Genomic DNA, 22,761 nt, shown 5'->3' with positions numbered 1-22,761 from the left:
GTCTACTCCTATGCAATTCTAGTTAATTATTATATCAAACATGGGTGCTGCAAACATCGCACACTCCCTCAACTGTCACTTCATACCGTTCCACTTTTAACCCCTGTCGCAATTGACTGACATCAATATCCGGGAAAGTATTCCAGTTGATATCTTCAATTGCACCACAGCAGTTACAGCGAAAATGATGGTGGGGGGCAACGTTAGCATCATAACGGGAGACACCTTCCTCTAATAGCACTTCTCGCACCAAACCCACCTCTCGCAGTGCCTGAAGTGCCGCATATACGGTTGCCTGAGAAGAAGTGGGTGCTTCATGATTCAAGTCTCTCATAATTTGATCAACCGTCGGGTGATCTCGTCTGGCTAATAGGTTGGCATAAACGCCAAATCTCTGGGGTGTGACTCGCAACCCTCTAGTTTTCAAGGTTTTGACAATATCATTAGCTTTTTGCTGCATAGGATTTACTTAGCTATATAAAAATATAATCTCTTATTATAACGTTCATTTTTAAGAACTAATATTTTTTAATAAATACATTATAAAATAAGTATTTATGACTATTGACTAATTCCTAAATCAGAATTATTCTGATTTATGAGATAAGCTACTGATGCTCTAAGCAAAAGCAGCAACACGAGTTAAAATCTTCCATCTAAAAAAGAGGTATTTATGACTGCTATTACTCACGTTCCAAATGTAGTATTCAAGACTCGTGTGCGGGATGAATCTATCGGTGGACCAAATCCTTACACTTGGAAAGATGTCACCACACAAGAAATTTTTGCCGGTAAGAAAGTAGTATTATTTGCGCTTCCTGGTGCTTTCACTCCTACCTGTTCTTCTACTCATTTGCCTCGCTATGAAGAACTGTTTGAAGAATTCAAAGCGCAAGGTGTTGATCAAATCATTTGTTTGTCAGTTAATGACGCATTTGTAATGTTCCAATGGGGCAAACAACAAGGCGCTAAAAATGTTTTCTTGTTACCAGATGGTAGTGGAGAATTTAGCCGCAAAATGGGAATGTTAGTTGATAAATCTAACATCGGTTTTGGAATGCGTTCTTGGCGTTATGCAATGGTTGTTAATAACGGCGAAATTGAAAAAATGTTCATTGAACCAGGTTTTGAAGATAACTGTGGTAGTGATCCTTTTGAAGTATCTGATGCTGATACCGTTCTTGCTTACCTCAAAGGTGTAGAACGTCCTGCTGCGGTTGCACCTCGGTTAGCATTTGTTGGTTAATTACTAAAGCTAGAAAGAAACTTCCACCTTTTGATAGAGGTAGATAGTTTTTAATTCATCTAAGGCAAGGGAAGTTACTTTTATGAAACTTCCTTTGCTTTTTTTGTTTTGATAGACAAAATACCCTTGATTCTGTCTAATAAATTAGTTTCAAATCATTTATTTTGTCAGATACTATTCCAGAATATAAGAGCAGGATAAATTTATAGCCTGATTCCATATAAATGGAGCATTCAAGGAGGTGAATCAACAATGAGAATTACAATTTCTGAATTAGAAATTAGGCTTGCAGAACCGATTCTGGATCAACTAACACCTTGGGAAATGAAGACTCTTAAAGGTGGTTACGTGATGAGAAAAGACAGAATAAATCCGCCAACAACCAATATAACCAATACAACTGATCTTTCAACAGTATTCAAAGAACTAGACAGTAGTATGGAAAAGTGGAAAATCAGCCTCAAAGATACAACAGATAGCCTAAGAAGCAAATTCGATTTTTAATATCTGCTGTGAAAAAATTCAATATTTTACTTATTTTCGTGTGTTTTCAGATTTATTAACCTGAAGATACACGATTTTTTATGGAGGTTAATTCCATAGTTTGCAGTTTTTATAAAAGACAGAATTCAGATATTTGTGTCTTTTTTACTAGGTTCAAAGCCTTGATTTTTCTATTTTTTATGAATAAAAATAGGAGTAACGGTTAAGGAAACACCAACTTAACCGACTCACAAATTCTAACTTACAAAAACAAATCTTCTTGGAGGAAATTATGGCAACTATTACCCTTTCTCAACTAAATACAACTGGTTCTGAATTATTTGCAGATTCTGAAAGCTATCTTAATGAATTGAATGATGCAGCTTCCGTATCAATCAATGGTGGTGGTGGCGATTTCAGCGGTTTTAGTGCTTATGGTGACTTTGGTGTTAAATATCTAGAATTCTTAGTTGATGGCTATGCGATTGCTAGTATTAAGCATATCGCTAAATCCTTCAGCAATGATTCTCACTACGGACACTAATTACTTGGCTTTGTAGTTAACTACAAAGCCGATATAACTATCCAGGAGTAAAAGTAAAAACTAATCTATGTTATTTGCATGAGATTGATTACCAATAATCCTGGATAGTTAATAAAATTGCATCCACAAAAATCGAATCTTTCTAGAGGTAAGAAATGGCAAACATTAGGATTTCTAATCTAGAGAATACTGATGAAAAAAAGTTTATTATTAATTTAAGTAATTTGGACGCAGTATCTGTATTTGGAGGTGAATATAATAATGCTAATCAAATACTTAATTATGGCGTTAAGGCTCTAGAATTTGTCTTAGTAATTTATGCTATAGATGCCATTTCACTATTAACGAAGACATTTAGAAAATAAATAATTTCCAACCTATCAAGTTAATGATTTTACTAAAACTGAAATTAACTCAGCAATAGCAATTTCACACACATATATTATTATCATTTGAAATCATGCCATTCTTAATAAGTTTTGCAAATGTTTTCAATTACCTTGTTGAAAACAAAATTTGTCAGCCACAAGAGGAGTCCCTAAGTAAAATCGAATTAAAATCTGCTAAAAACTTTAACCTATTAATCACTTTATCAGATGGTCGTCAACTATTAGTAAAACAAGAGCGTTATGATCGAAATGGTAAAACTTTAGGTGAATTTATAGATGAGTGGAGAGTTCATGATTTTTGGCAAAAATTCCCAGAAATAACTCATTTACGATCATCTTTGTCAGAAGCAATTCATTTTGATTTAGAAAACTCTATCATTGTTTTTAACTATCTAAATCAATATCAAGACTTAGCTGAATTTTACGCCAAAGATCAGGAATTTCCGGAGGAAATTGCTCAGGTAGTTGGCACAACTATTGCAGCTATTCATCGCATGACAATAGACAATAATAACTATCAAAAGTTCTTTGAAAATTCTTTAAAATCTCAAAATATTAACAAAGGATTAGATAGAATTACACCAGAAATATTTGGTCAACTTCCGGCTGATGGTTTAAAGTTTTTTACTCTCTATCAACGTTACGATAATTTAGGAAAAGCAATTACACAATTAAATCAGGCTTTTACTCCTGCTTGTCTCACCCATAATGATCTCAAACTTAATAATATTCTTGTATCTTTGAACTGGGAAATAGAAATAGAAGATAAATTACCTGAAAATAAAAATATCATCCGACTAATTGATTGGGAAAAAGGTAATTGGGGAGATCCTGCTAATGATTTAGGCACAATAATTGCTAGTTATCTGCAAGTTTGGTTATATAGCATAGTCTCTAGTAAAACCATACCAATTGAGGAATGTTTGCGTTTAGCTGCGATTCCCTTATCAATGATTCAACCTTCTTTATCAACATTAGTTACTGCTTATTTAACTACTTTTCCAGAGATTTTAGAATTGCGTCCAGATTTCTTACAATTAGTGATGCAGTTTAGCGGTTTAGCTTTAATTAGAGCTATTCAAGCTAGACTTCAACATGAAAAAACCTTTGATAATTCAGGTATTTGTATGCTCCAAGTTGCTAAAAGTTTATTATGTCGTCCTCAAGCATCTATTCCCACAATTTTGGGAATGGAATTTTCAACAATAACTTCTAAAAATTTATCTCTTGTTTAGAGAAGGAAGGCTTATATGCAAGTATTAGATTCTATCTATAATCAACTTTTTCAACTTCAAAAAGAATTACAAATAGCACTGCAAAATATTGTTGATCATCTGGAAATTAAATCATTTTATTCTATTAAGCATCCAGATTACAAATTATTAGAATTGCCAGAATCAGTAATCGCTCGGTTTAAAAATCTATCCTTAGATATTCAAGAGAAGCATTTGCGTATTCACTTACGTAATTTTCTCTATAGTGCTTATTACAATGGTTCTTGGCATGATTCTCTTGGTGATGACAATCAAATAAATAACCTCAGTAATAATAGCTTATTTGGCATGGATTTGGCATTTTATGAAAGACTCCATACGAGTAATACAGGTGGAGGTTATTGGAGTAAAAATTGGTTAGTAGTTAATGAAGAAGAAGATGGTTGTTTAGCAGTCCAAAAAAATGGGTTGACTTTGCATATTGAGCGAGATCTATATTTATCAGAAATTGATAAATCAGCTAATGTTGGTGATTTGGTGGCAATCAAAATGCCTAAAAATCTAGTCCAAAATGGGTTTTATATGGCAGTATCTAATCTAGGCACTCAAGATAATCAAGATATTGTTAGAATCTACTTTAATGTATCACCTGATGGGGCGGTATCAGTGATGGATAATGTGACTAGAGAACTCAATAATATGCACATTGCTTTCTCATTTAAAGCTCTATATGCTCCTGATGAATATAGACGTTATGATTCAGCAGTGCTTTATTTTAGTAAACATGAATATAAAACTATTTACCCAATTTTACAAAAGATATATTTAGAAAATCAAGCTAGTTTTTCTCAAGAAGTACCGTTATTTACTAAGCAACTAGCACCGGGATTAGGTTGTGCTGAAGAACCAACTAATAAACTGGCAGAAAAAGAAAGTTTTGGGACTAATCGTTGTCAAATGATTGCTAATGGTTTAATTGCTGCTTGGCAAGGGGGGAATAATCATCCTGAAAGTCGTATGAAAGCTATTTTGGAACAATTTGCATTGCACAAAATTAATTTACAATATCCTTATCTTAATCCCGATTCAAAAGATATTTATACTACTTTAGATGGATGATACTCACTCAGATCCCCGACTTCTTTAAGAAGTCGGGGATCTAACTATTTTCAATTTTAACTAGCTTCACTAAACATTTCTATGGGAGAAGGAGGAGAATTTATTTCATCTCCTAATGTAGCAAAAATTTCTAATTTATTAATTTGCTCTTTTAACCAATTGGTAAATAAATCTCCGAGAATTGCTACGCGCATTTGTTCATTCAATTCGGGGGCAATAATTTCTTCAACTATAATGATATGGACTCCTTTAGGTGTAATGACTGGTTTAATAATTTCTGGGGGATTAGCTGCAAAAACTGCGGCAGCAATTTCTGGTCGAAAATCACTACGTTTGCGGATACCTTGATATCCTCCAGCGCGACGAATTTCGGGATTTTCGATATATTGACGAGCTACTTCTTGAAAACTAATTTCTCCTTCTTGAAGAGCATAAAATATTTCTAAAGCTAGATCTTCATCATCTAATATGACTTCATAGGTAACTGCTCCGCTGTAATCAAGTTGGTGAGCATAAAAGAATGGTTCAACTTTTTCAGCGAATAAATGATGAGCTAATTTTGCTGATAGGAGATTGAGATTTGCTACTTCTTCAAAGTTATCTAAGGAAAGATAATGTTTTTGTAACCATTGCCATGTGTCCTCTGCTTTAAGTAGATTATTAACTAATCGTAAACTATCTGCGGATTGTTGTAATTCTGCTATTTCGATGGTAATATTTTCTTTTTTAGCAGTTTCTGTAATAATTGTTCTGGTGGCGATCGCTTCTAACAAACTAGGGATTTGACAAGATATTTTGAGGTGATAAATAATATCTTCTTTGGATATTTTTACAATATTGGACATAATTTAATCTCCTGAATTTACTGAATTTATTAAAAATTCTTTTTTCTGGCTTAAATAAGTTATTAGCGTATCTATCATATTTACCTAATATGTTATTTTTTTATCTCTATCTAATGATACTTTTAATATTTTTGATAATTTATAGCCACAAAACAAGATCCCCGACTTCTTAAAGAAGTCGGGGATCTAAATTAAGGGGATCTAAATTTTTAACCGAGAGAAACAGTTAAACTTCCAGGTTTAGCTAAATCACCAGTTAACACCACACCCCGATTATTGGTGTGTAAATGACGGAGAATTTTGTAAATTGCTTCCACTTCCTCAGCAGCGCCGGACATATCTGCAAGTTCAGAAATAGAAAGTGCTTTTTTCTGAGTTTTTAACACTTCTAAGACTCGGTTTTGTAAATCCAGAATCACAGCAGCGGCTTTTTTACCAGCTTCCACACCTGGTTGGTGATAAGCATTGACATTTATTAAACTGGCATATAAACTCACAGCCCGTTCATACAATGCAATTAACGCGCCAACTGTGCGAGCATTAACTTGAGGAATAGTGACTGTAATCGAATCGCGGTGATTCTCATACAATGCTTGACGAGTTCCTAACAAGAAACCACAAAGATAATCACCGGAAGTGACTCCAGGATCAACTTCTACGGATTTTCCTTGACGATCTTCCAAAACTTCAATTAAGGTAGCAAAGAAATTGGGGACACCTTCGCGCAACTGTTGCACATAGGCGTGTTGGTCGGTAGAACCTTTGTTACCATAAACTGCAATCCCTTGAAATACAGTCTTCCCATCTAAATCTTTTTCTTTACCCAAGGATTCCATGATCAGTTGTTGCAAATAGCGGCTAAATAGCAACAGGCTGTCTTTGTACGGGAGGACTACCATATCTTTTTCACCTTTGCCATTTCCTGAGAAATACCAAGCAAGGGCTAATAAAGCGGCTGGGTTGTTTTTGAGATTGGGGACGCGGGTGGCATCATCCATTTCTTTTGCACCATCCAGCATGGCACGGATATCAATGCCCTGTAATGCCGCAGGTACTAGCCCTACAGCGGACATTTCTGAGGTACGTCCACCTACCCAATCGTACATGGAAAACCGGGCTAACCAATTTTCAGCTTTGGCGACTTGATCCAGGTTGCTATCTTGTCCGGTAATCGCAACTGCATATTTAGCAAAGTCTAATTTTTTGGCTGTGTAGGCTTGTTTAACCTCAATCATGCCGTTGCGAGGTTCGGGTGTGCCTCCAGATTTGGAAATGACTAATACCAAAGTGGTGGCTAGTTTATCGCCAAGTTGGGCAAGAACCCGGTCAATTCCGGTGGGGTCGGAATTGTCTATAAAGTGAATTTGTAGGGGTGGTAGGTCGGGGGATAGGGCTTGGGTGACAAATTGTGGACCCAAGGCTGAACCACCAATACCAATGGAAATGATATCTGTAAAGCGGCATTCCTTGGGGGGATGAATTGCCCCGGTGTGTACCTGGTCGGCAAATGCTTCGATTTGTTCTAAGGTTTGAACTATTTCTTGGGTGAGTTCGGGGGTGGGGGCTAAATCTGGATTCCGCAACCAGTAATGTCCTACCATGCGGTTTTCGTCGGGATTGGCGATCGCCCCTTTTTCCAATTCTGCCATATCCGCAAACGCTTTCTCGAACTTAGGTTGTAACGATGCCACAAACCCATCATCAAAACGCATTCGACTGATATCTAAATACAGTCCTAATCCCTCGTGTAAATATAACCAATCTTGGTATCGTTGCCAAAGTGCCTGAGCATCCATAAGAGGGAATTCTCAAATATATTGATCAAACTCCAGTTTAATGTATGGTTTTGGCGATCCCTGCTTTGTCTTATACAGTTTGTAATCATCTGCCGAAACATAGGGAAAATGTGCTATATAATATATCATCAGTAATTATTCAGATCCCTGATTTCTCTAAGAAGTTCGGAATTTTGTGCTTCAGTTCAACTCTTCACTACGTGAACTACGTGAATCTTAAAAGCTTTAATCACTTAACTCATTCTCTAACACAGTGCTAATATCTAACCGTATTAGCACTGTGTCCGCTGTTTTGTAATAGTCCCCCGACTTTTATCTAAGAGGATGTTTGAAAACTTTCTCGTGTGGGATCTGACACCCGCAGATCCCCCTAAATCCCCCTTAAAAAGGGGGACTTTGAGGAATTTAGCCCCCCTTTGTAAGGGGGGTTGGGGGGATCTCGATTAATTCTGATACTTTTCAAACATCCTCTAAGATTAAGGATTAATAAAATGCTAAATAAGATATTATTTTTGTTGATAGGCTTCAAAAAAGACACAGTAAAATACTTGCTATCTTTAATTAAAAAAATAAATATTAAATTCCCAAAAATCAACTTAAAATCCCATCCATCAAAAACTAAAAGTAACCAAACAGATCAAATAATTTGTGAAGTTCAAGAGTTCTTATTTTTATTACAAAAAGAATGTCAGTTATATTTATCTGAAACTCAAAGATTCACAGATATAAAAAATGAAATAAAAGCAACAGGAACATATTGGCAAACTTATGATGAGTTAGCTTATGGTGCTAAATTGGCATGGCGTAATAGCACTAGATGTATAGGTCGTAACTATTGGGATTTATTGGCAGTTAGTGATTACCGCAGTTTAAATAAACCAGATGAAATATTTGATGCTTTAGTAGAACATTTAAGGTTGGCTACTAATGAAGGTCGAATTAAACCTTTGATCACTGTTTTTGCACCGCAAGAACCCAATCAACCAGGAATCCGAATCTGGAATGAACAACTTATTCGCTATGCAGGTTATAAACAATCTGATGGTTCTATTATTGGTGATCCAAAATATGTAGAGTTCACAAAAATTGTTCATCAAATGGGATGGAAAGGAAGTAAAGGCACTCCTTTTGATATTTTACCAATTGTCATTCAAATGCCTAACCAGCAACCTCATTTATTCGAGTTACCTCCTGATGTAGTTCTTGAAGTATCAATTCAACATCCTGAATATCCTTGGTTTGCTGAATTGGGTTTGAGGTGGCACGCAGTACCATTAATTAGCAATATGATGTTAGATATTGGTGGACTTAAATATACATCTGCTCCCTTTAATGGTTGGTATATGGGAACTGAAATTGGATCTCGTAATTTTGGAGATGAATCTCGTTATAACTTGTTATTTATCGTCGCACAAAAATTAGGTTTGAATCCTCGATCTAGCTACACATTATGGCGAGATCGTGCTTTAGTAGAATTAAATGTCGCTGTTCTTTACTCATTTCAAAAAGCTGGCGTAACTATCGTTGATCATCATACAGAAAGTCGTCATTTTATCCAGTTTGAAAATAAAGAAAAATTAAATAAAAGATGTGCTTATGCAGACTGGTCTTGGATTGTGCCTCCGATGTCTGGGTCTGCAACTCCAGTTTTTCATCGCACTTATGAAAATATTGAGCTAAAACCTAATTTCTTTTATCAACCTGACCCTTGGCAACAATCTGATGTTTACCTCAAATTAAAGTGTCCCGTTACCTAAACATCCGGCATTGGCACAACACGCAGAAACCTAACTATTTCTCCCCTAATTTCTATACACCTATCAAATAATTATCTAAAGCGGAAGAAAATCCCCTCCTCGTCCAACTGTCGTAATTCTGGCAGGTAATGGAATTGTAACTTTTCCGCTAATTCAATAAGGACAAAATTATACACCCGTTCATAGCACGTGGGTTCTAAACTTTTGAAGTCCACTAAAAAAGATTCAAAATACACTACAATTTATGGCACTAAGAAGCAGGGCAGCAAATAAATAATTATTACTGACAACTAACTAAATTAAGCTATAACGCATCTAAATTTGATTTAGTGAAGTTAGAAAATAAGCCATCAAACTCTTCTCTGTTCCCTGTTCCCAACCAGTAATTTAAATGCGTGACAGCTTATGATCGAATACCTGATTTTTCTCGCTATTTCTACCGCCACCTTCGCCCTGTTCGGACTAGGACTCAATCTCCAATGGGGTTTTACCGGTTTAATTAACTTTGGTCATATTGCTTTTATGACTTTGGGTGCGTATACGACGGTTTTATTAAGTCTCAAGGGCGTACCATTACTGCTATCGGCGGGAATTGGGGCAATTGTTGCCGCAATGCTAGGTTTAGTAATTGGCTTTGCAACTTTGCGGTTACGCGAAGATTATCTTTCAATTGTCACCATTGGTACAGGTGAATTAATTCGATTAATAGTCAATAATCAGGATTTACCTGTAGGTAATACGTGGATATCGGGATCTTTCGGTGTGCAAAGTTATGTTATCCCTTTATCAACAACTCCCAATTTATTTTTCCGTTTGGTAATGATTGGAGTATTAACTTTATTAGCAGGAATTACATTATTTTCCCTATGGCGTTGGGTACGGACTGCTCAAATTTCTGCAAGTAATAGTATAGTTAGAAATAGTAGTCTTAAACAAGAATTTACCTCTCGGTTAATAGTCGGAATTGCTTTAGGGTTATTAGCTGTTGCAATTTATATTTCTGGTGTGATTGGACTCTATAATTATAATCCCAAAGCCGGGTTAATGTTGTTCATATTGTTAATTTTAGCTTTTGTCTTTTGGCGGTTAGAAATTTTAGTGCGATCGCCTTGGGGAAGAGTGCTAAAATCTATTCGTGAAGATGAAGAAATTCCCAAAGCCTTAGGCAAAAACGTTTTCTCCTATAAACTACAATCATTAATGTTAGGTGGGGCAATTGCGGGCATTGCTGGAGCATTTTTTGCTTGGCAACTAGGCGCAATTTACCCCGATAACTTCCAACCCCAACTTACCTTTGATGCCTGGATTATGGTAATTTTAGGTGGTTCTGGCAACAATCTGGGAACTATTTTAGGTGCAGTCATTTTCTTTACCTATGATGCCCTCACTAGAGAATTTTTACCCAAAATTGTTCCCCTAGATGTAGAACGGATTGGTGCGTTTCGGATCATGTTTATTGGGTTACTTTTAATGGTATTGATGATTTGGCGACCTCAAGGGATTTTAGGGAAAAAGGAGGAACTGACTCTTGGTAAATAATTGGGCATTTGTGATGTTAAAATAGTTGATACAAGCCGTTTATGGGAGGAATAGCCATGATAGTTGCAACTGCTAACAAGATGACTTTGGAAGAATTTCTTCAGTTTGACGATGGGACGGATAATTTATATGAATTAGATAATGGAGAATTAATTCCTATGCCTTTAGAAAGTGAGCTAAATCGGCGAATAGCTACATTTTTATTAATCTATTTTTCTAAATTGGGTATTCCCTATTACCGCTTGAGTATGAAAACAGAAATTGCTGTGAATAGTCGCCAAGTGGGGGTGCGTGTTCCTGATTTGGTGGTGTTTTCTGAAGAATTAGCTCAGGTGATGCAGGGGGCTACACGCTCGCTGATTTTAATGGATATGCCGCCGCCTCTGTTGGTGGTTGAGGTAGTGAGTCCAAATCAGGAAAATCGTGATTATCGTTATAAGCGTTCTGAGTATGCAGCGCGGGGAATTACTGAGTATTGGATTGTTGATCCAATTGGGCAAAAAGTGACGGTTTTAGAATGGGTGGAGGGTTTTTATGAGGAGCAGGTTTATAGGGGAGATGATATGATTTGTTCGCCTCTATTTAGTGATTTAAAGTTAACTGTGGCTGAGGTTTTCCAGGGATAAAATTTGATGAACTCCGACAATTTTTATTTCATAACAATAATTAAAAACCAACAAAAAACCTAAAAATGAAGTTGAGAAGAAAATTATAATGGTAAATAATATCGCATCACCCCAACTACCTCTTTTAGCTGCAACTGGACTTTCTAAAAATTTTGGCGGCATTAAAGCAGTTCAGGAAGCTAATATTGAAGTAATCAAAGGTAGCATTACTGGGTTAATTGGTCCAAATGGGGCTGGTAAAACCACTTTATTTAATTTACTCTCTAATTTTATTCGTCCCGATAAGGGTAGAGTGATTTTTGATGGTGAACCCATTCATCAATTACAACCATACCAAATTGCCCAACAGGGATTAGTGAGAACCTTTCAAGTTGCCCGGGTTTTATCGAAGTTATCAGTATTAGAAAATATGCTTTTGGGAGCGCAAAAACAAACCGGGGAGAACTTTTGGCAAGTACAATTTCAACCCCACATTGTTGCTAAGGAAGAAAAGCAACTAAAAGAACGGGCAATGTTTTTATTAGAGTCAGTAGGTTTAGAAAAAAAAGCCGCTGATTATGCCGGTGGTTTATCTGGGGGACAGCGGAAACTTTTAGAAATCGGTCGGGCATTGATGACTAATCCTAAGTTAATATTGCTAGATGAACCTGCTGCTGGCGTAAATCCCAGATTAATTGATGACATATGCGATCGCATTCTAGCGTGGAATCGTCACGACGGTATGACATTTTTGATTATTGAACATAACATGGACGTAATTATGTCCTTATGTGATCGAGTTTGGGTATTAGCTGAAGGACAAAATCTAGCCGTTGGTAGCCCTACAGAAATCCAAAATAATACCAAAGTTTTAGAAGCATATTTAGGACAATGATATTATATTAGATATGCCCAAAAAAATTAGAGAACTGAAATATACAATTGTTATTCAATGGTCAAATGAAGATAAATGTTATGTAGTCTCATTACCAGATTTTACAGATATTATGCAACCTTGTACTCATGGAGACACTTATGAAGAGGCTTTGAAAAATGCCCAAGAAGTTTTAGAAATGCTGATTTCATCTTATTTAGAAGACGGACAACCAATACCCGAACCGCAAATTATCGGCATTAATTAGATCCCCGACTTCTTTAAGAAGTCGGGGATCTGAAAATCCACAATCAAAAATCCTATGAATCGTAACCTACAAGAAACTCATTTAAATCGCGCCCGTGCTAGTCTCAGACAAGCATTATCTTGGTATGGATATCTCCGTAAATCGGGACAAATGGCAGCAAATCCAGAGTTAGCAAGTTTGCTAAAACCAGAAATAGAAACCTTAAATGCCACACTCAATAAATTAGATGCCAATGTTATCAGAATTGCCGCTTTTGGTTTAGTCAGTCGGGGAAAATCAGCAGTATTAAATTCTTTATTGGGAGAAAAAATTCTGCAAACCGGACCCCTAAATGGTGTCACTCAATGGCCGCGTTCTGTACCTTGGAAACCAGGAGATAAGGTATTAGTCGAATTAATTGATACTCCCGGTTTAGATGAAATTGAAGGCGATTCACGGGCGCAAATGGCACGAGACGTAGCGCGTCAAGCTGATTTAATCTTGTTTGTGGTTTCTGGGGATATTACGAGAACTGAATATCAAGGATTATTAGAATTACGTCAAGCACAAAAACCTTTAATTTTGGTATTTAATAAAATTGATTTATATCCCGATACAGATAAAAATGCAATTTATAAAAATCTGCAACAATTAGGGGCAGGAAATATCCAAAATCAGCCATTATTACCTGATGAAATTGTGATGATATCGGCTGAACCTGCACCAATGGAAGTGAGAGTAGAATATGCAGATGGAAGCGTTACTTCTGAATGGGAAACACCGCCACCGCAAGTAGATGAATTAAAGCAAACAATCTTAAATATATTAAATCGAGAAGGACGATCTCTTTTAGCTTTAAATGCACTAATTCAAGCTAGAGAATCCGAAGAAAATATCGCCCAAAAAACCGTTCATATCCGCGAAAAAGAAGCAGAAGATATAATTTGGAGGTTTAGCCAATATAAAGCCCTAGCCATTGGCTTAAATCCCATTGCTTTCTTAGATATAATAGGTGGTTTAATTACCGATTTAGCCTTAATTCGGGCATTAGCTAAATTGTATGGTTTACCCATGACTAGCTATGAAGCTAGTGAATTATTAAAAACAATTTTATTTAGTTCTGGTGGTTTATTATTAAGTGAAATTGGCAGTAGTTTTATATTAGGTTTAGGTAAAAGTGCCGCAGCCATAGCTAGTGGTGATAATCCCTTTAATATTACTACTTTTTTCGGGAGTGCATTAGCCCAAGGTGGAATTGCCGGTTATGGTGCTTATACAGTCGGTAAAGCCGCCCAGTTATATCTAGAAAAAGGCTGTACTTGGGGACAATTGGGTGCTAACACCGTCATTCAGGAAATTTTGTCACAAGTTGATAAAAATACTATTTTGTATCGCTTACAGCAAGAATTAGGCAGTACTTTTGGTGAATTTTGAAATTACACAAGATTGTAGGGGTAAAGCATTGCTAAACCCTTCCTTCTTTCTAACTCCTAACTTCTGACTCCTGACGTATCATGTCATGGTTATCCCATCATAGAATCAAAAAGTATATAAATTAACTAAAAATAATTATTTGAATTGTTACTCTGAAAAAGAGTTTACCAACTATGAGTAATTCTCTTCATTAGCAATCCTTAAAATTCCTAATTAACCTTTATTTTCCTCAACAAAGGTAACATGATCATGGTATCCCTAAACGAAGTTATCAATGGTAAAAAACCCATTGAAGAAGCAATTCTTGAAGCCATTACAGAAGCGCGGACAACCTGTACAGAAAATGGCAATAATTCCGCCAATTGTGCAGTAGCTTGGGATATTGTCGAAGAATTGCAAGCAGAAAAAGCCCATCAAAAACAAGCAAAACACCGCAAAACAGCCTTGGAAGATTACTGTGAAATGTATCCAGATGCTTTGGAGTGTTTGATTTACGATCTTTAATTATCTTTAATTTAGATCAGGGTTTAGCATTGTGCTTTACCCCTACCCAATTTATGATCAAAAAATATAAAACCCCCTACTCCACAGCCCCCAACGCCTTCAAAGTTAATATTTCCGCCCGGCTTAACCCCTTCACCCCCTGAATCTTCAACCCTGCATATAACTGATGGTTAAAGGTAGCGATACAGTCCCCAGACTGGACATCCCACAGTTTCACCGTATTATCATTACTACCACTAGCCAAGATCAGACCATCTCCACTCCAGGCTACTGACCTAACAAAATGGCTATGACCCTCTAGGGTTCGCACACAGTCCCCAGACTGCACATTCCACAGTTTCACCGTATTATCATTACTACCACTAGCCAAGGTCAGACCATCTCCACTCCAGGCTACTGAGTTAACCCAATCGCTATGACCCTCTAGGGTTCGCCCACAGTCCCCAGTCTGCACATCCCACAGTTTCACCGTATTATCATTACTACCACTAGCCAAGGTCAGACCATCTCCACTCCAGGCTACTGAGCGAACCCAATCGCTATGACCCTCTAGGGTTTGCACACAGTCCCCAGTCTGCACATTCCACAGTTTTACCGTTTTATCTTTACTACCACTAGCCAAGGTCAGACCACCTTCACTCCAGGCTACTGAGTTAACCTCACTGCTATGACCTTCTAGGGTTCGCACACAGTCTCCTGTCTGCACATCCCACAGTTTCACCGTCTTATCATGACTACCACTAGCCAACATCAGACCATCTCCACTCCAGGCTACTGAGTAAACCCAATTGCTATGACCCTCAAAGGTGGCGATATATTCCCCAGTTTGCACATCCCACAGTTTCACCGTCTTATCATGACTACCACTAGCCAAGGTCAAACCATCTCCACTCCAGGCTACTGAGTTTACCCAATTGCTATGACCCTCAAAAGTGGCGATATATTCTCCGGTTTGCACATCCCACAGTTTCACGGTATTATCACGACTACCACTAGCCAAGGTTAGACCATTTCCACTCCAGGCTACTGACCTAACCTCACTGCTATGACCCTCTAGAGATCGCACACAGTCCCCAGTCTGCACATCCCACAATTTCACCGTATTATCATAACTACCACTAGCCAAGGTTAGACCATCTCCACTCCACACTACTGAGATAACCCCACTGCTATGACCTTCAAAGGTAGCGATACAGTCCCCAGACTGGACATCCCACAATTTCACCGTATTATCATCACTACCACTAGCCAAGGTCAGACCATCTCTACTCCAGGCTACCGAGTAAACCCAATCGCTATGACCCTCTAGAGATCGCACACAGTCCCCAGTCTGCACATCCCACAGTTTCACCGTATTATCACCACTACCACTAGCCAAGGTCAGACCATCTCCACTCCAGGCTACTGACACAACAAAATGGCTATGACCCTCTAGGGTTCGCACACAGTCCCCAGTCTGCACATCCCACAGTTTCACCGTCTTATCATGACTACTACTAGCCAGGGTCAGACCATCTCCACTCCAGGCTACTGAGTAAACCCAATCACTATGACCTAAAAGTGCCAATATTTCCCGTCCTGTTACAGCATTCCAAATTTGAACTCTACCGTCACTATCTCCTGTAACCAGGTATTTCCCATCTGGACTAAAAGCAATGGAATAAACTGATCCTAATGCCTTAGCAAAAAAAGTCTCTGTTAAATTTGCCCCATTTAGGTTGACATTATACAAACTAGCCAACCCAAAATTCACACCAGGTATAACTGTCTCACTTAAATCCTGTTTTTCTAAAGCCAACCGACTCCCTTTAAGTAACAACTGCACCGCATTACTACCACAGTAACCTGTGATTGTTTCAGTTTTACCTTTCGTGGCTTTAACCTCTGCTAATAACCGTTGATTTGCTGTTGTTGACAACATAGGAAACATCAAATCTAACACGGCTTTGGCTAACAGAGTTTTCCCAAAAGTTTGACTTAAATCTATTTTTCCTTGGTCGTAGGGAAGAACCTCCACAACTTCCTGAAAATCTGCTGCTAAAATGCCTAATTCTCGTCCCAATTTATAGGATACAAAAAACTCCAATAATGACCGATGGGCAGGATAATAATCACCATCAGCATTTCTAATTAACATGGTTTGCCCCATCATGTCATGATGCCAATGGTCTAAATCTTTTTGTTCCTGTACAGTTTCACCAAAATAACTACGAATTAAATCTGGAAATTCTTTATAATTTAAACTCATTTTATCATTTGACAGCATTTCCCAGGATAATTCACACAAGAAATATAATTTATCTGCCATTGAGGTAAAAGTGCGGTCAGCTTTAATATCCCGTGCCATTTTCTGACGCACTGCATAGAGATAAACACGGGAAATATCCACAGGTTTACCAGCTTCAATATCCGGTAATGCTTCGATAATTAAATCAATCATTACCGGACGACGTGCCAAATCTAATAATTGTTCATTATTAATGATACTATCAACGGTTTCTGGTGTGGCTTTAAAATTAAGTACCTGTTTGATTTGTTGATCATCAAATTTTTCTAATTCTAAAACTTCAAATTGGGGTGGTTCTCCTGTGAGATTAGAAGTAGATGCTTGTAATTCTGCATTTAACAGGCTGCGTCCTTCTAATGCTTCGGGGAAATGTTCTGTCCGACAGGTTAAAATTGCTTTTGTTCCTGGTGTTCCCACAACTTTTGCTAATTCCCAGAAATTATTAATCATTGCTTGACGGTCTACCCGTGCGGCCATTTCGTCAAAGCCATCAAAAATTAATAATAATTTCCCCATGCGGTTAAGTTGTTCAAAGGCAGAATATCCAGGTAAACCGATTTGATGTTTACGAAAAAAGAACTCAGAAAATAGAGATTCAATACTCACGGCTTTAGCATAATCTCTTAAAGGAATCACTAAAGGAATACGCGGTCTTTGAGTACCTTTCTTTTTTGCTTTTAAATATTCCTGTAAAGCCAACCAAGCATAATGGAAAGCAACCCAAGTTTTACCTGTACCGAATTCCCCTAAAACCGATAAATGTTCTTTAACTGGGTCATCTAACCATTGATTAATATAACCCTCAATCCAATCGTCTTCTTTACCATAATGACTAACGCCAATATGACGTTTAGTTACTAAATCAATTTCTTCTTTAGTACAAGCCAAGGGAACATAATATTTATCAATTCCTCGGCTTTTAACTTCTGTTTCTAACCAATTAAAATAACCATTAAAATCAGCATTTTTTTCGATTAATTCATCAAAGGTATAACAAAAAATCTGTTTTTTTTCTGATTTTTCAACTGTCTCTCTAGCTGCTTTACTAACTCGACGCGGTGCAACAATCCAACCTTGATCAACTTTTTGAGTTTCTACGATTGTTTTAACTGCATTAATATCATTAATTCCTGCTTCTGCTTCTACTCCGTGAATTAAAATGCGGTAATATCCTCCTAGTGGATGGGGAATATTAATAATCCATTCAAAATATTCTTTTTCTAAGACTTCGTAATTTTCAAATTTATAACCCAGTGTTTCAAACCATTTTTTTAATTGTTTAGCTAATTCTGTTTCTCTGGGAATTTCCCCAGGTGATAATAATTGCTGTTGACTTTGTGCTAATTGGGTAATTTGTTTTTGAATTTCTGGTAAAGGATTTAAACTATTTTGTAAACTCTCTAATTTATGGTCTTGTAAAATTTCCGTTGCTGTTCTAGCTCGTTTGGCAATTTCCACAAATAACCGGGCAAATTCAGCCAATTCTCGACGATAATCAATATTTTGCTCTGTGATTTTATCGCCAATATCAGAACTTTGAATAAAACCATCTAATGTTTGAATATTAAAACTTTTATTTTGAGTAAATGCTTTCTGAAACTCTTCTTTAATTTCTTTTTCTTTAAATAACTGTAAAATAATTTTTGGTTTCCCGACTCCATACTCAATTAAAGTATAAACATAAACTCCCTCAAAATCATTTGGTGGTGTATCTGGTTTTAAACCAAATTTATTTAACAATTGTAATCGTATTTCACTATACTTTAATTCATCCAAGAATTCATGTACTGTTTCCCCAATTAATGCGTCAATAACCTTATCAAGCATAAACAAAATCTGGTATAACGAATCCTTACTGTTTATACCATCAAACACATTTATCTGTCAAGCTGCTAAAAAATCACTTTTATACTAAACACGGTTGAGACATGGACTTTTACAAAATTACGAAAAACCTAGATTTGTAGGGGTTTAGCACTGCTAAACCCCTACCCACAAAATCAAATTATTAAGCCGTGTTGAGTATAACCTTGATTAATCATCATTTTTTCCCAAACTCCTGCATGACTTGTTTAGTAATTTCTTGAATTGCTGCTAAAGTTGGAGGGATAATTTCGCTGTCCATTCCCAACCATAAAAGATATTCAATATTTCCCGCAGGTCCTGTGATTGGCGACCAAGTTAAACCTTTATATTTCCATCCTAATTCTAACGCCCCTTTCATCACATTAAAAATTGCATCTCCTTGGTCATCAGAATCGCGGACAACGCCTTTTTTACCTATCCGAGACTTGCCAACCTCAAATTGTGGTTTTACCAGCAATACAGCCTCTCTGGGAGCTTGTGTTAATTGCCATACCGCCGGCAAAATTTTGGTTAAAGAAATAAAGGAAACATCCACAACTATCAAATTAGGAAATATGGCATTTTCAGCATACAATTCCTCTGGTTGTAGTTGACGTAAATTCGTCCGTTCTTTTAAAATTACCCGTTGATCATTTCTGATTTTCCAGTCAACTTGTCCATAACCAACATCTACACCATAAACTTGTTTTGCACCGGCTTGTAATAAACAATCAGTAAAGCCACCAGTAGAAATTCCCCCGTCTAAACAAATCCTGTCAGTTACAGAAATCTCAAAAAATTTTAAAGCCTTAGCCAGTTTTTCACCACCACGAGAAACAAAAGGAGGACGTTCTTTAACTTGAATTTCTGCGGTAATATCAACTTCAGTCCCGACTTTATCAACCTTATGTTGATTTACAGTCACTTCTCCAGCTTGAATTAGCCGTTGTGCTTGCTGACGGGAGGGACATAATCCCAAATCTACTAATAATGTATCTAATCGCTGTTTAACCAATTTCACTTTTTATAGCTGTTTATATTTGCTTTCCTATTCTAAATCCTAAATTATACGATTAATCTTAAATATTCAAAAAATAGATCCCCGACTTCTTTGAAAAGTCGGGGATATTTGATTTTAATTTAATGTCATTAGTTAATATTGTGAATATGATGATCATTTATTTTATTTGTGAATTAACACCCTTATTCAGAAAACCCAAAGTAATTCGTTTCATAAACCAATACAAACCCCAAAGGATTATAAAAGTGAGAGTAATAATTATCAAGGGTTGTTTACCAAGAATTTCTTCTACACCTTTTGTGATTATGGCATCTGGTTGAGTAATAAAATCCCAACTGTTAAATCTCAAAAATCGTCCCCAATAAATACCCACAGCAGAAAGAGCGTGAGTGATTAACTCAACAGGAAAAATCCATTGACTTTTACCCGTTCGATGTAAATAGTAACCCAAATTTATTAAAGATATAACATAAGCTTCAAATCCGCCAAAAATGACGACAAAATACACAGGAATTAAGACTAATGTAATCATCCATATTGACTGAACTCGCCGGATATCATCTATCAAATGAATGACATCAGTTAATAAATAAGGCGCATTTGGTAAAAAAGCATAGAAACTCAAAAATCCTAGCCACCAAACCCATGAACCACTGCGCTGACGGCGAAATAGCCAAACACTCAAAGCTAAAGGAATAAAAGCCAAAAATAAATTCCAAGTCATCCACCGCAGATTAACTTGTAAAACATGGAAAACCGTTGTTATTAATTCAATCACTTCTGCTTTCATGGAATTGCAATAGCTAGAATAAATTTGTTCTTTTGGTTACACAAAATTTGCAGTTGTAGATTTGTTAAAAATCTCAAGACATTGTTTGTGAAACTCTATTTTAGATCACTGCTGCATGAAATGGTTATTTATCAACATTTCTATCATGGAGCAGTTCATATTCACAAGGTTTTTGCCGATGTTCGGTGAATTTAGAAATTAATACTTTCGGAAAAATTCAACCCCTATATATATGGGCGCACAGATTTCCACTATACTCTTATAATAGAGGAAAGTCCGGCATTTGTCAACTATCTCACCCATAAATTTCTGATAGCGTCGTCTGACATAAACCAGATTAAGATTGAATTAACGGTAAGAATTAATATAGCAGTATGCACTTGAATCAGATCCTAATTTTAATCCCAGAGCGTTATATTCAAAGGGTTTTACTGAAAGCTGCTAGAGAATTTATAAATTTGTTCCCCCGTCCTGAAAAAGATTACATTTAGTGAAGTTACAAAGAAATTACAGATATGTCCATTGAACTGCAAGCAGAATTAGGTCAAGCGGTGGAACAGCGTCGCAACTTTGCGATTATTTCTCACCCTGATGCTGGTAAAACCACACTGACAGAAAAACTATTATTATACGGGGGTGCTATTCACGAAGCTGGAGCAGTAAAAGCCCGCAGAGACCAGCGCAAAGTCACTTCTGACTGGATGGCAATGGAACAACAACGGGGAATTTCCGTAACTTCTACGGTATTACAATTTGCCTATCGTCACTGTCAAATTAATTTACTCGACACTCCTGGACACCAAGATTTTAGTGAGGACACCTATCGGACTTTGGCAGCAGCCGATAATGCGGTGATGCTAATAGACGCGGCTAAAGGTTTAGAACCCCAAACTCGGAAACTCTTTGAAGTCTGTAAAATGCGGGGTATCCCAATTTTTACCTTTGTGAATAAACTCGACCGTCCGGGCAGAGAACCCATAGATTTGTTAGATGAAATTGAGAAAGAATTGGGATTACAGACTTATGCAGTGAATTGGCCTATTGGCATGGGCGATCGCTTTAAAGGCGTATTTGACCGCCAACAGCAGCAAATTCATTTATTTGAGCGCAGTTCTCATGGTAGTAAAGAAGCAAAGGAAACTATCCTCAATATAGGTGATCAGCGACTTGAAGAATTACTAGAAAAAGAACTATACCACCAACTTAAAGACGAGTTAGAACTCTTAGAAGGAGTTTGTCCAGAACTAGATTTAGACTTAGTACACGCCGGCAAAATGACCCCAGTATTTTTTGGTAGTGCCATGACTAACTTTGGGGTGGAATTATTCCTCAAGAACTTCCTGGACTTTGCCCTCAAACCAGGTACACATAGCAGCACTGTCGGCGATATTCCTCCTACCTATCCAGAATTTACCGGATTTATTTTCAAACTGCAAGCCAACATGGACCCAAAACATCGAGATAGGGTGGCTTTCGTCCGGGTTTGCACAGGCAAGTTTGAAAAAGATATGACAGTAAATCACGCTCGAACGGGCAAAATTGTCCGTCTATCACGTCCGCAAAAACTATTTGCCCAGGAAAGAGAATCTATTGATGTCGCTTATCCAGGGGACGTGATTGGTTTAAATAATCCAGGTGTTTTCGCAATTGGTGATACAATTTACACAGGACAAAAATTAGAATATGAGGGAATTCCTTATTTCTCACCTGAACTTTTTGCCACGTTGAGAAACCCCAACCCATCGAAATTTAAGCAGTTTCAAAAAGGCGTTTCCGAATTGCGAGAAGAAGGTGCTGTCCAAATTATGTACTCCACCGATGAAGCCAAGCGGGAGCCAATTTTAGCAGCGGTTGGTCAATTGCAGTTTGAAGTAGTCCAGTTCCGCTTAGAAAATGAGTATGGTGTGGAAACTATTCTCGATTTATTACCTTATAGTGTCGCCCGTTGGGTTGAAGGTGGTTGGGAAGCTTTAAAGCAGGTGGGACGTTTATTCAATACCACTACTGTTAAAGATAGCATGGGACGACCAGTATTGTTATTCCGCAATGAATGGAATTGTCAACAGTTGGAGGGTGATCATCCAGAGTTGAAATTAAGTGCCATCGCTCCCGTCTTTTCCCATCAACAATCAGCAGAAAGTTAGACGCAGTGGTCAGTGGTCAGTGGTCAGTTGTCCGTTGTCCGTTGTCCGTTGTCAGTAGGGGCGAAGCATTTGGAAGAT

The 22,761-nt window shown here is 37.2% G+C and carries 19 protein-coding genes and 1 pseudogene; 13 read left to right on the top strand and 7 right to left on the bottom strand.

Going from position 1 to position 22,761, the window contains the following annotated elements; all coding sequences use genetic code 11:
- Positions 1-34: 34 nt before the first annotated feature.
- The gene (locus FJR06_RS03825; RefSeq protein WP_015078651.1) at positions 35-460 is read right to left on the bottom strand and encodes a Fur family transcriptional regulator; all 426 of its coding nucleotides are present in this window, start codon (positions 458-460) and stop codon (positions 35-37) included.
- A 213-nt stretch (positions 461-673) separates the two neighbouring features.
- Here FJR06_RS03825 and FJR06_RS03820 point away from each other — a divergent pair, with 213 nt between their 5' ends.
- The 5 genes from FJR06_RS03820 (at position 674) to FJR06_RS03795 (ending at position 4,995) form a co-directional block, all read left to right on the top strand.
- Complete coding sequence (locus tag FJR06_RS03820; protein ID WP_015078652.1) at positions 674-1,246, top strand: peroxiredoxin; 573 nt, start codon at positions 674-676, stop codon at positions 1,244-1,246.
- A 252-nt stretch (positions 1,247-1,498) separates the two neighbouring features.
- Positions 1,499-1,750, top strand: coding sequence for a hypothetical protein (locus FJR06_RS03815; RefSeq protein ID WP_015078653.1), 252 nt, complete (start codon positions 1,499-1,501; stop codon positions 1,748-1,750).
- Between the two features lie 271 nt (positions 1,751-2,021).
- Positions 2,022-2,273: a hypothetical protein gene (locus FJR06_RS03810; RefSeq protein ID WP_148763421.1), complete on the top strand. Its 252-nt coding sequence runs from the start codon at positions 2,022-2,024 to the stop codon at positions 2,271-2,273.
- Positions 2,274-2,733: 460 nt separating this feature from the next.
- On the top strand, positions 2,734-3,897 hold the full coding sequence (locus tag FJR06_RS03800; RefSeq protein ID WP_174783413.1) for a phosphotransferase: 1,164 nt from the start codon (positions 2,734-2,736) through the stop codon (positions 3,895-3,897).
- A 15-nt stretch (positions 3,898-3,912) separates the two neighbouring features.
- Positions 3,913-4,995 carry a T3SS effector HopA1 family protein gene (locus tag FJR06_RS03795; RefSeq protein ID WP_168650836.1) on the top strand — a complete coding sequence of 361 codons (1,083 nt, stop codon included), beginning with the start codon at positions 3,913-3,915 and terminating at the stop codon, positions 4,993-4,995.
- A 56-nt stretch (positions 4,996-5,051) separates the two neighbouring features.
- Here FJR06_RS03795 and FJR06_RS03790 read toward each other — a convergent pair whose 3' ends face one another.
- Positions 5,052-5,840: a peptidylprolyl isomerase gene (locus FJR06_RS03790; protein WP_168650834.1), complete on the bottom strand. Its 789-nt coding sequence runs from the start codon at positions 5,838-5,840 to the stop codon at positions 5,052-5,054.
- A 209-nt stretch (positions 5,841-6,049) separates the two neighbouring features.
- Positions 6,050-7,636 (bottom strand): glucose-6-phosphate isomerase, encoded by a 1,587-nt coding sequence (locus tag FJR06_RS03785; protein ID WP_015078659.1) that lies wholly within the window; start codon positions 7,634-7,636, stop codon positions 6,050-6,052.
- Positions 7,637-8,127: 491 nt separating this feature from the next.
- On the opposite strand from FJR06_RS03785, the gene FJR06_RS03780 reads away from it, so the two are divergent.
- Entirely contained in the window at positions 8,128-9,393 is a 1,266-nt protein-coding gene (locus FJR06_RS03780; protein WP_015078660.1) for a nitric oxide synthase oxygenase, read from the top strand.
- Here the strand turns inward: FJR06_RS03780 and FJR06_RS24215 are convergent.
- Positions 9,390-9,635 (bottom strand): annotated as a pseudogene (locus FJR06_RS24215) (cytotoxic translational repressor of toxin-antitoxin stability system). The gene FJR06_RS03780 and the pseudogene FJR06_RS24215 overlap by 4 nt on opposite strands.
- 163 nt (positions 9,636-9,798) lie before the next feature.
- Here FJR06_RS24215 and FJR06_RS03770 point away from each other — a divergent pair.
- The 6 genes from FJR06_RS03770 to FJR06_RS03745 all read left to right on the top strand — a co-directional run bounded on the left by FJR06_RS03770 (position 9,799) and on the right by FJR06_RS03745 (position 14,596).
- Positions 9,799-10,932: a branched-chain amino acid ABC transporter permease gene (locus FJR06_RS03770; protein ID WP_015078662.1), complete on the top strand. Its 1,134-nt coding sequence runs from the start codon at positions 9,799-9,801 to the stop codon at positions 10,930-10,932.
- Positions 10,933-10,988: 56 nt separating this feature from the next.
- The gene (locus FJR06_RS03765; protein ID WP_015078663.1) at positions 10,989-11,558 is read left to right on the top strand and encodes a Uma2 family endonuclease; all 570 of its coding nucleotides are present in this window, start codon (positions 10,989-10,991) and stop codon (positions 11,556-11,558) included.
- Between the two features lie 88 nt (positions 11,559-11,646).
- Complete coding sequence (locus tag FJR06_RS03760; RefSeq protein WP_015078664.1) at positions 11,647-12,432, top strand: ABC transporter ATP-binding protein; 786 nt, start codon at positions 11,647-11,649, stop codon at positions 12,430-12,432.
- 34 nt (positions 12,433-12,466) lie between these two features.
- Positions 12,467-12,679 carry a type II toxin-antitoxin system HicB family antitoxin gene (locus FJR06_RS03755; RefSeq protein ID WP_041458216.1) on the top strand — a complete coding sequence of 71 codons (213 nt, stop codon included), beginning with the start codon at positions 12,467-12,469 and terminating at the stop codon, positions 12,677-12,679.
- 54 nt (positions 12,680-12,733) lie between these two features.
- Positions 12,734-14,092 carry a GTP-binding protein gene (locus FJR06_RS03750; protein WP_015078666.1) on the top strand — a complete coding sequence of 453 codons (1,359 nt, stop codon included), beginning with the start codon at positions 12,734-12,736 and terminating at the stop codon, positions 14,090-14,092.
- Between the two features lie 243 nt (positions 14,093-14,335).
- Positions 14,336-14,596, top strand: a complete 261-nt coding sequence (locus FJR06_RS03745; protein ID WP_015078667.1) for a Calvin cycle protein CP12 — start codon at positions 14,336-14,338, stop codon at positions 14,594-14,596.
- 76 nt (positions 14,597-14,672) lie between these two features.
- Here FJR06_RS03745 and FJR06_RS03740 read toward each other — a convergent pair whose 3' ends face one another.
- The 3 genes from FJR06_RS03740 to FJR06_RS03730 all read right to left on the bottom strand — a co-directional run bounded on the left by FJR06_RS03740 (position 14,673) and on the right by FJR06_RS03730 (position 20,539).
- Positions 14,673-18,710, bottom strand: coding sequence for a hypothetical protein (locus tag FJR06_RS03740; protein WP_254434386.1), 4,038 nt, complete (start codon positions 18,708-18,710; stop codon positions 14,673-14,675).
- 214 nt (positions 18,711-18,924) lie between these two features.
- Positions 18,925-19,743: a TlyA family RNA methyltransferase gene (locus FJR06_RS03735; protein ID WP_041458218.1), complete on the bottom strand. Its 819-nt coding sequence runs from the start codon at positions 19,741-19,743 to the stop codon at positions 18,925-18,927.
- A 163-nt stretch (positions 19,744-19,906) separates the two neighbouring features.
- Positions 19,907-20,539 carry a DUF1361 domain-containing protein gene (locus FJR06_RS03730; RefSeq protein ID WP_015078670.1) on the bottom strand — a complete coding sequence of 211 codons (633 nt, stop codon included), beginning with the start codon at positions 20,537-20,539 and terminating at the stop codon, positions 19,907-19,909.
- 515 nt (positions 20,540-21,054) lie between these two features.
- On the opposite strand from FJR06_RS03730, the gene FJR06_RS03725 reads away from it, so the two are divergent.
- Positions 21,055-22,683, top strand: coding sequence for a peptide chain release factor 3 (locus FJR06_RS03725; protein WP_015078671.1), 1,629 nt, complete (start codon positions 21,055-21,057; stop codon positions 22,681-22,683).
- The last annotated feature ends 78 nt before the right edge of the window (positions 22,684-22,761 follow it).

This window comes from Dolichospermum sp. UHCC 0352, assembly GCF_009711925.1.
GTDB classification, from domain to species: Bacteria; Cyanobacteriota; Cyanobacteriia; order Cyanobacteriales; family Nostocaceae; genus Dolichospermum; species Dolichospermum lemmermannii.
The sequence above is the reverse complement of the archived record's forward strand: the minus strand, read 5'-3'. Positions and strand labels throughout refer to the sequence as shown.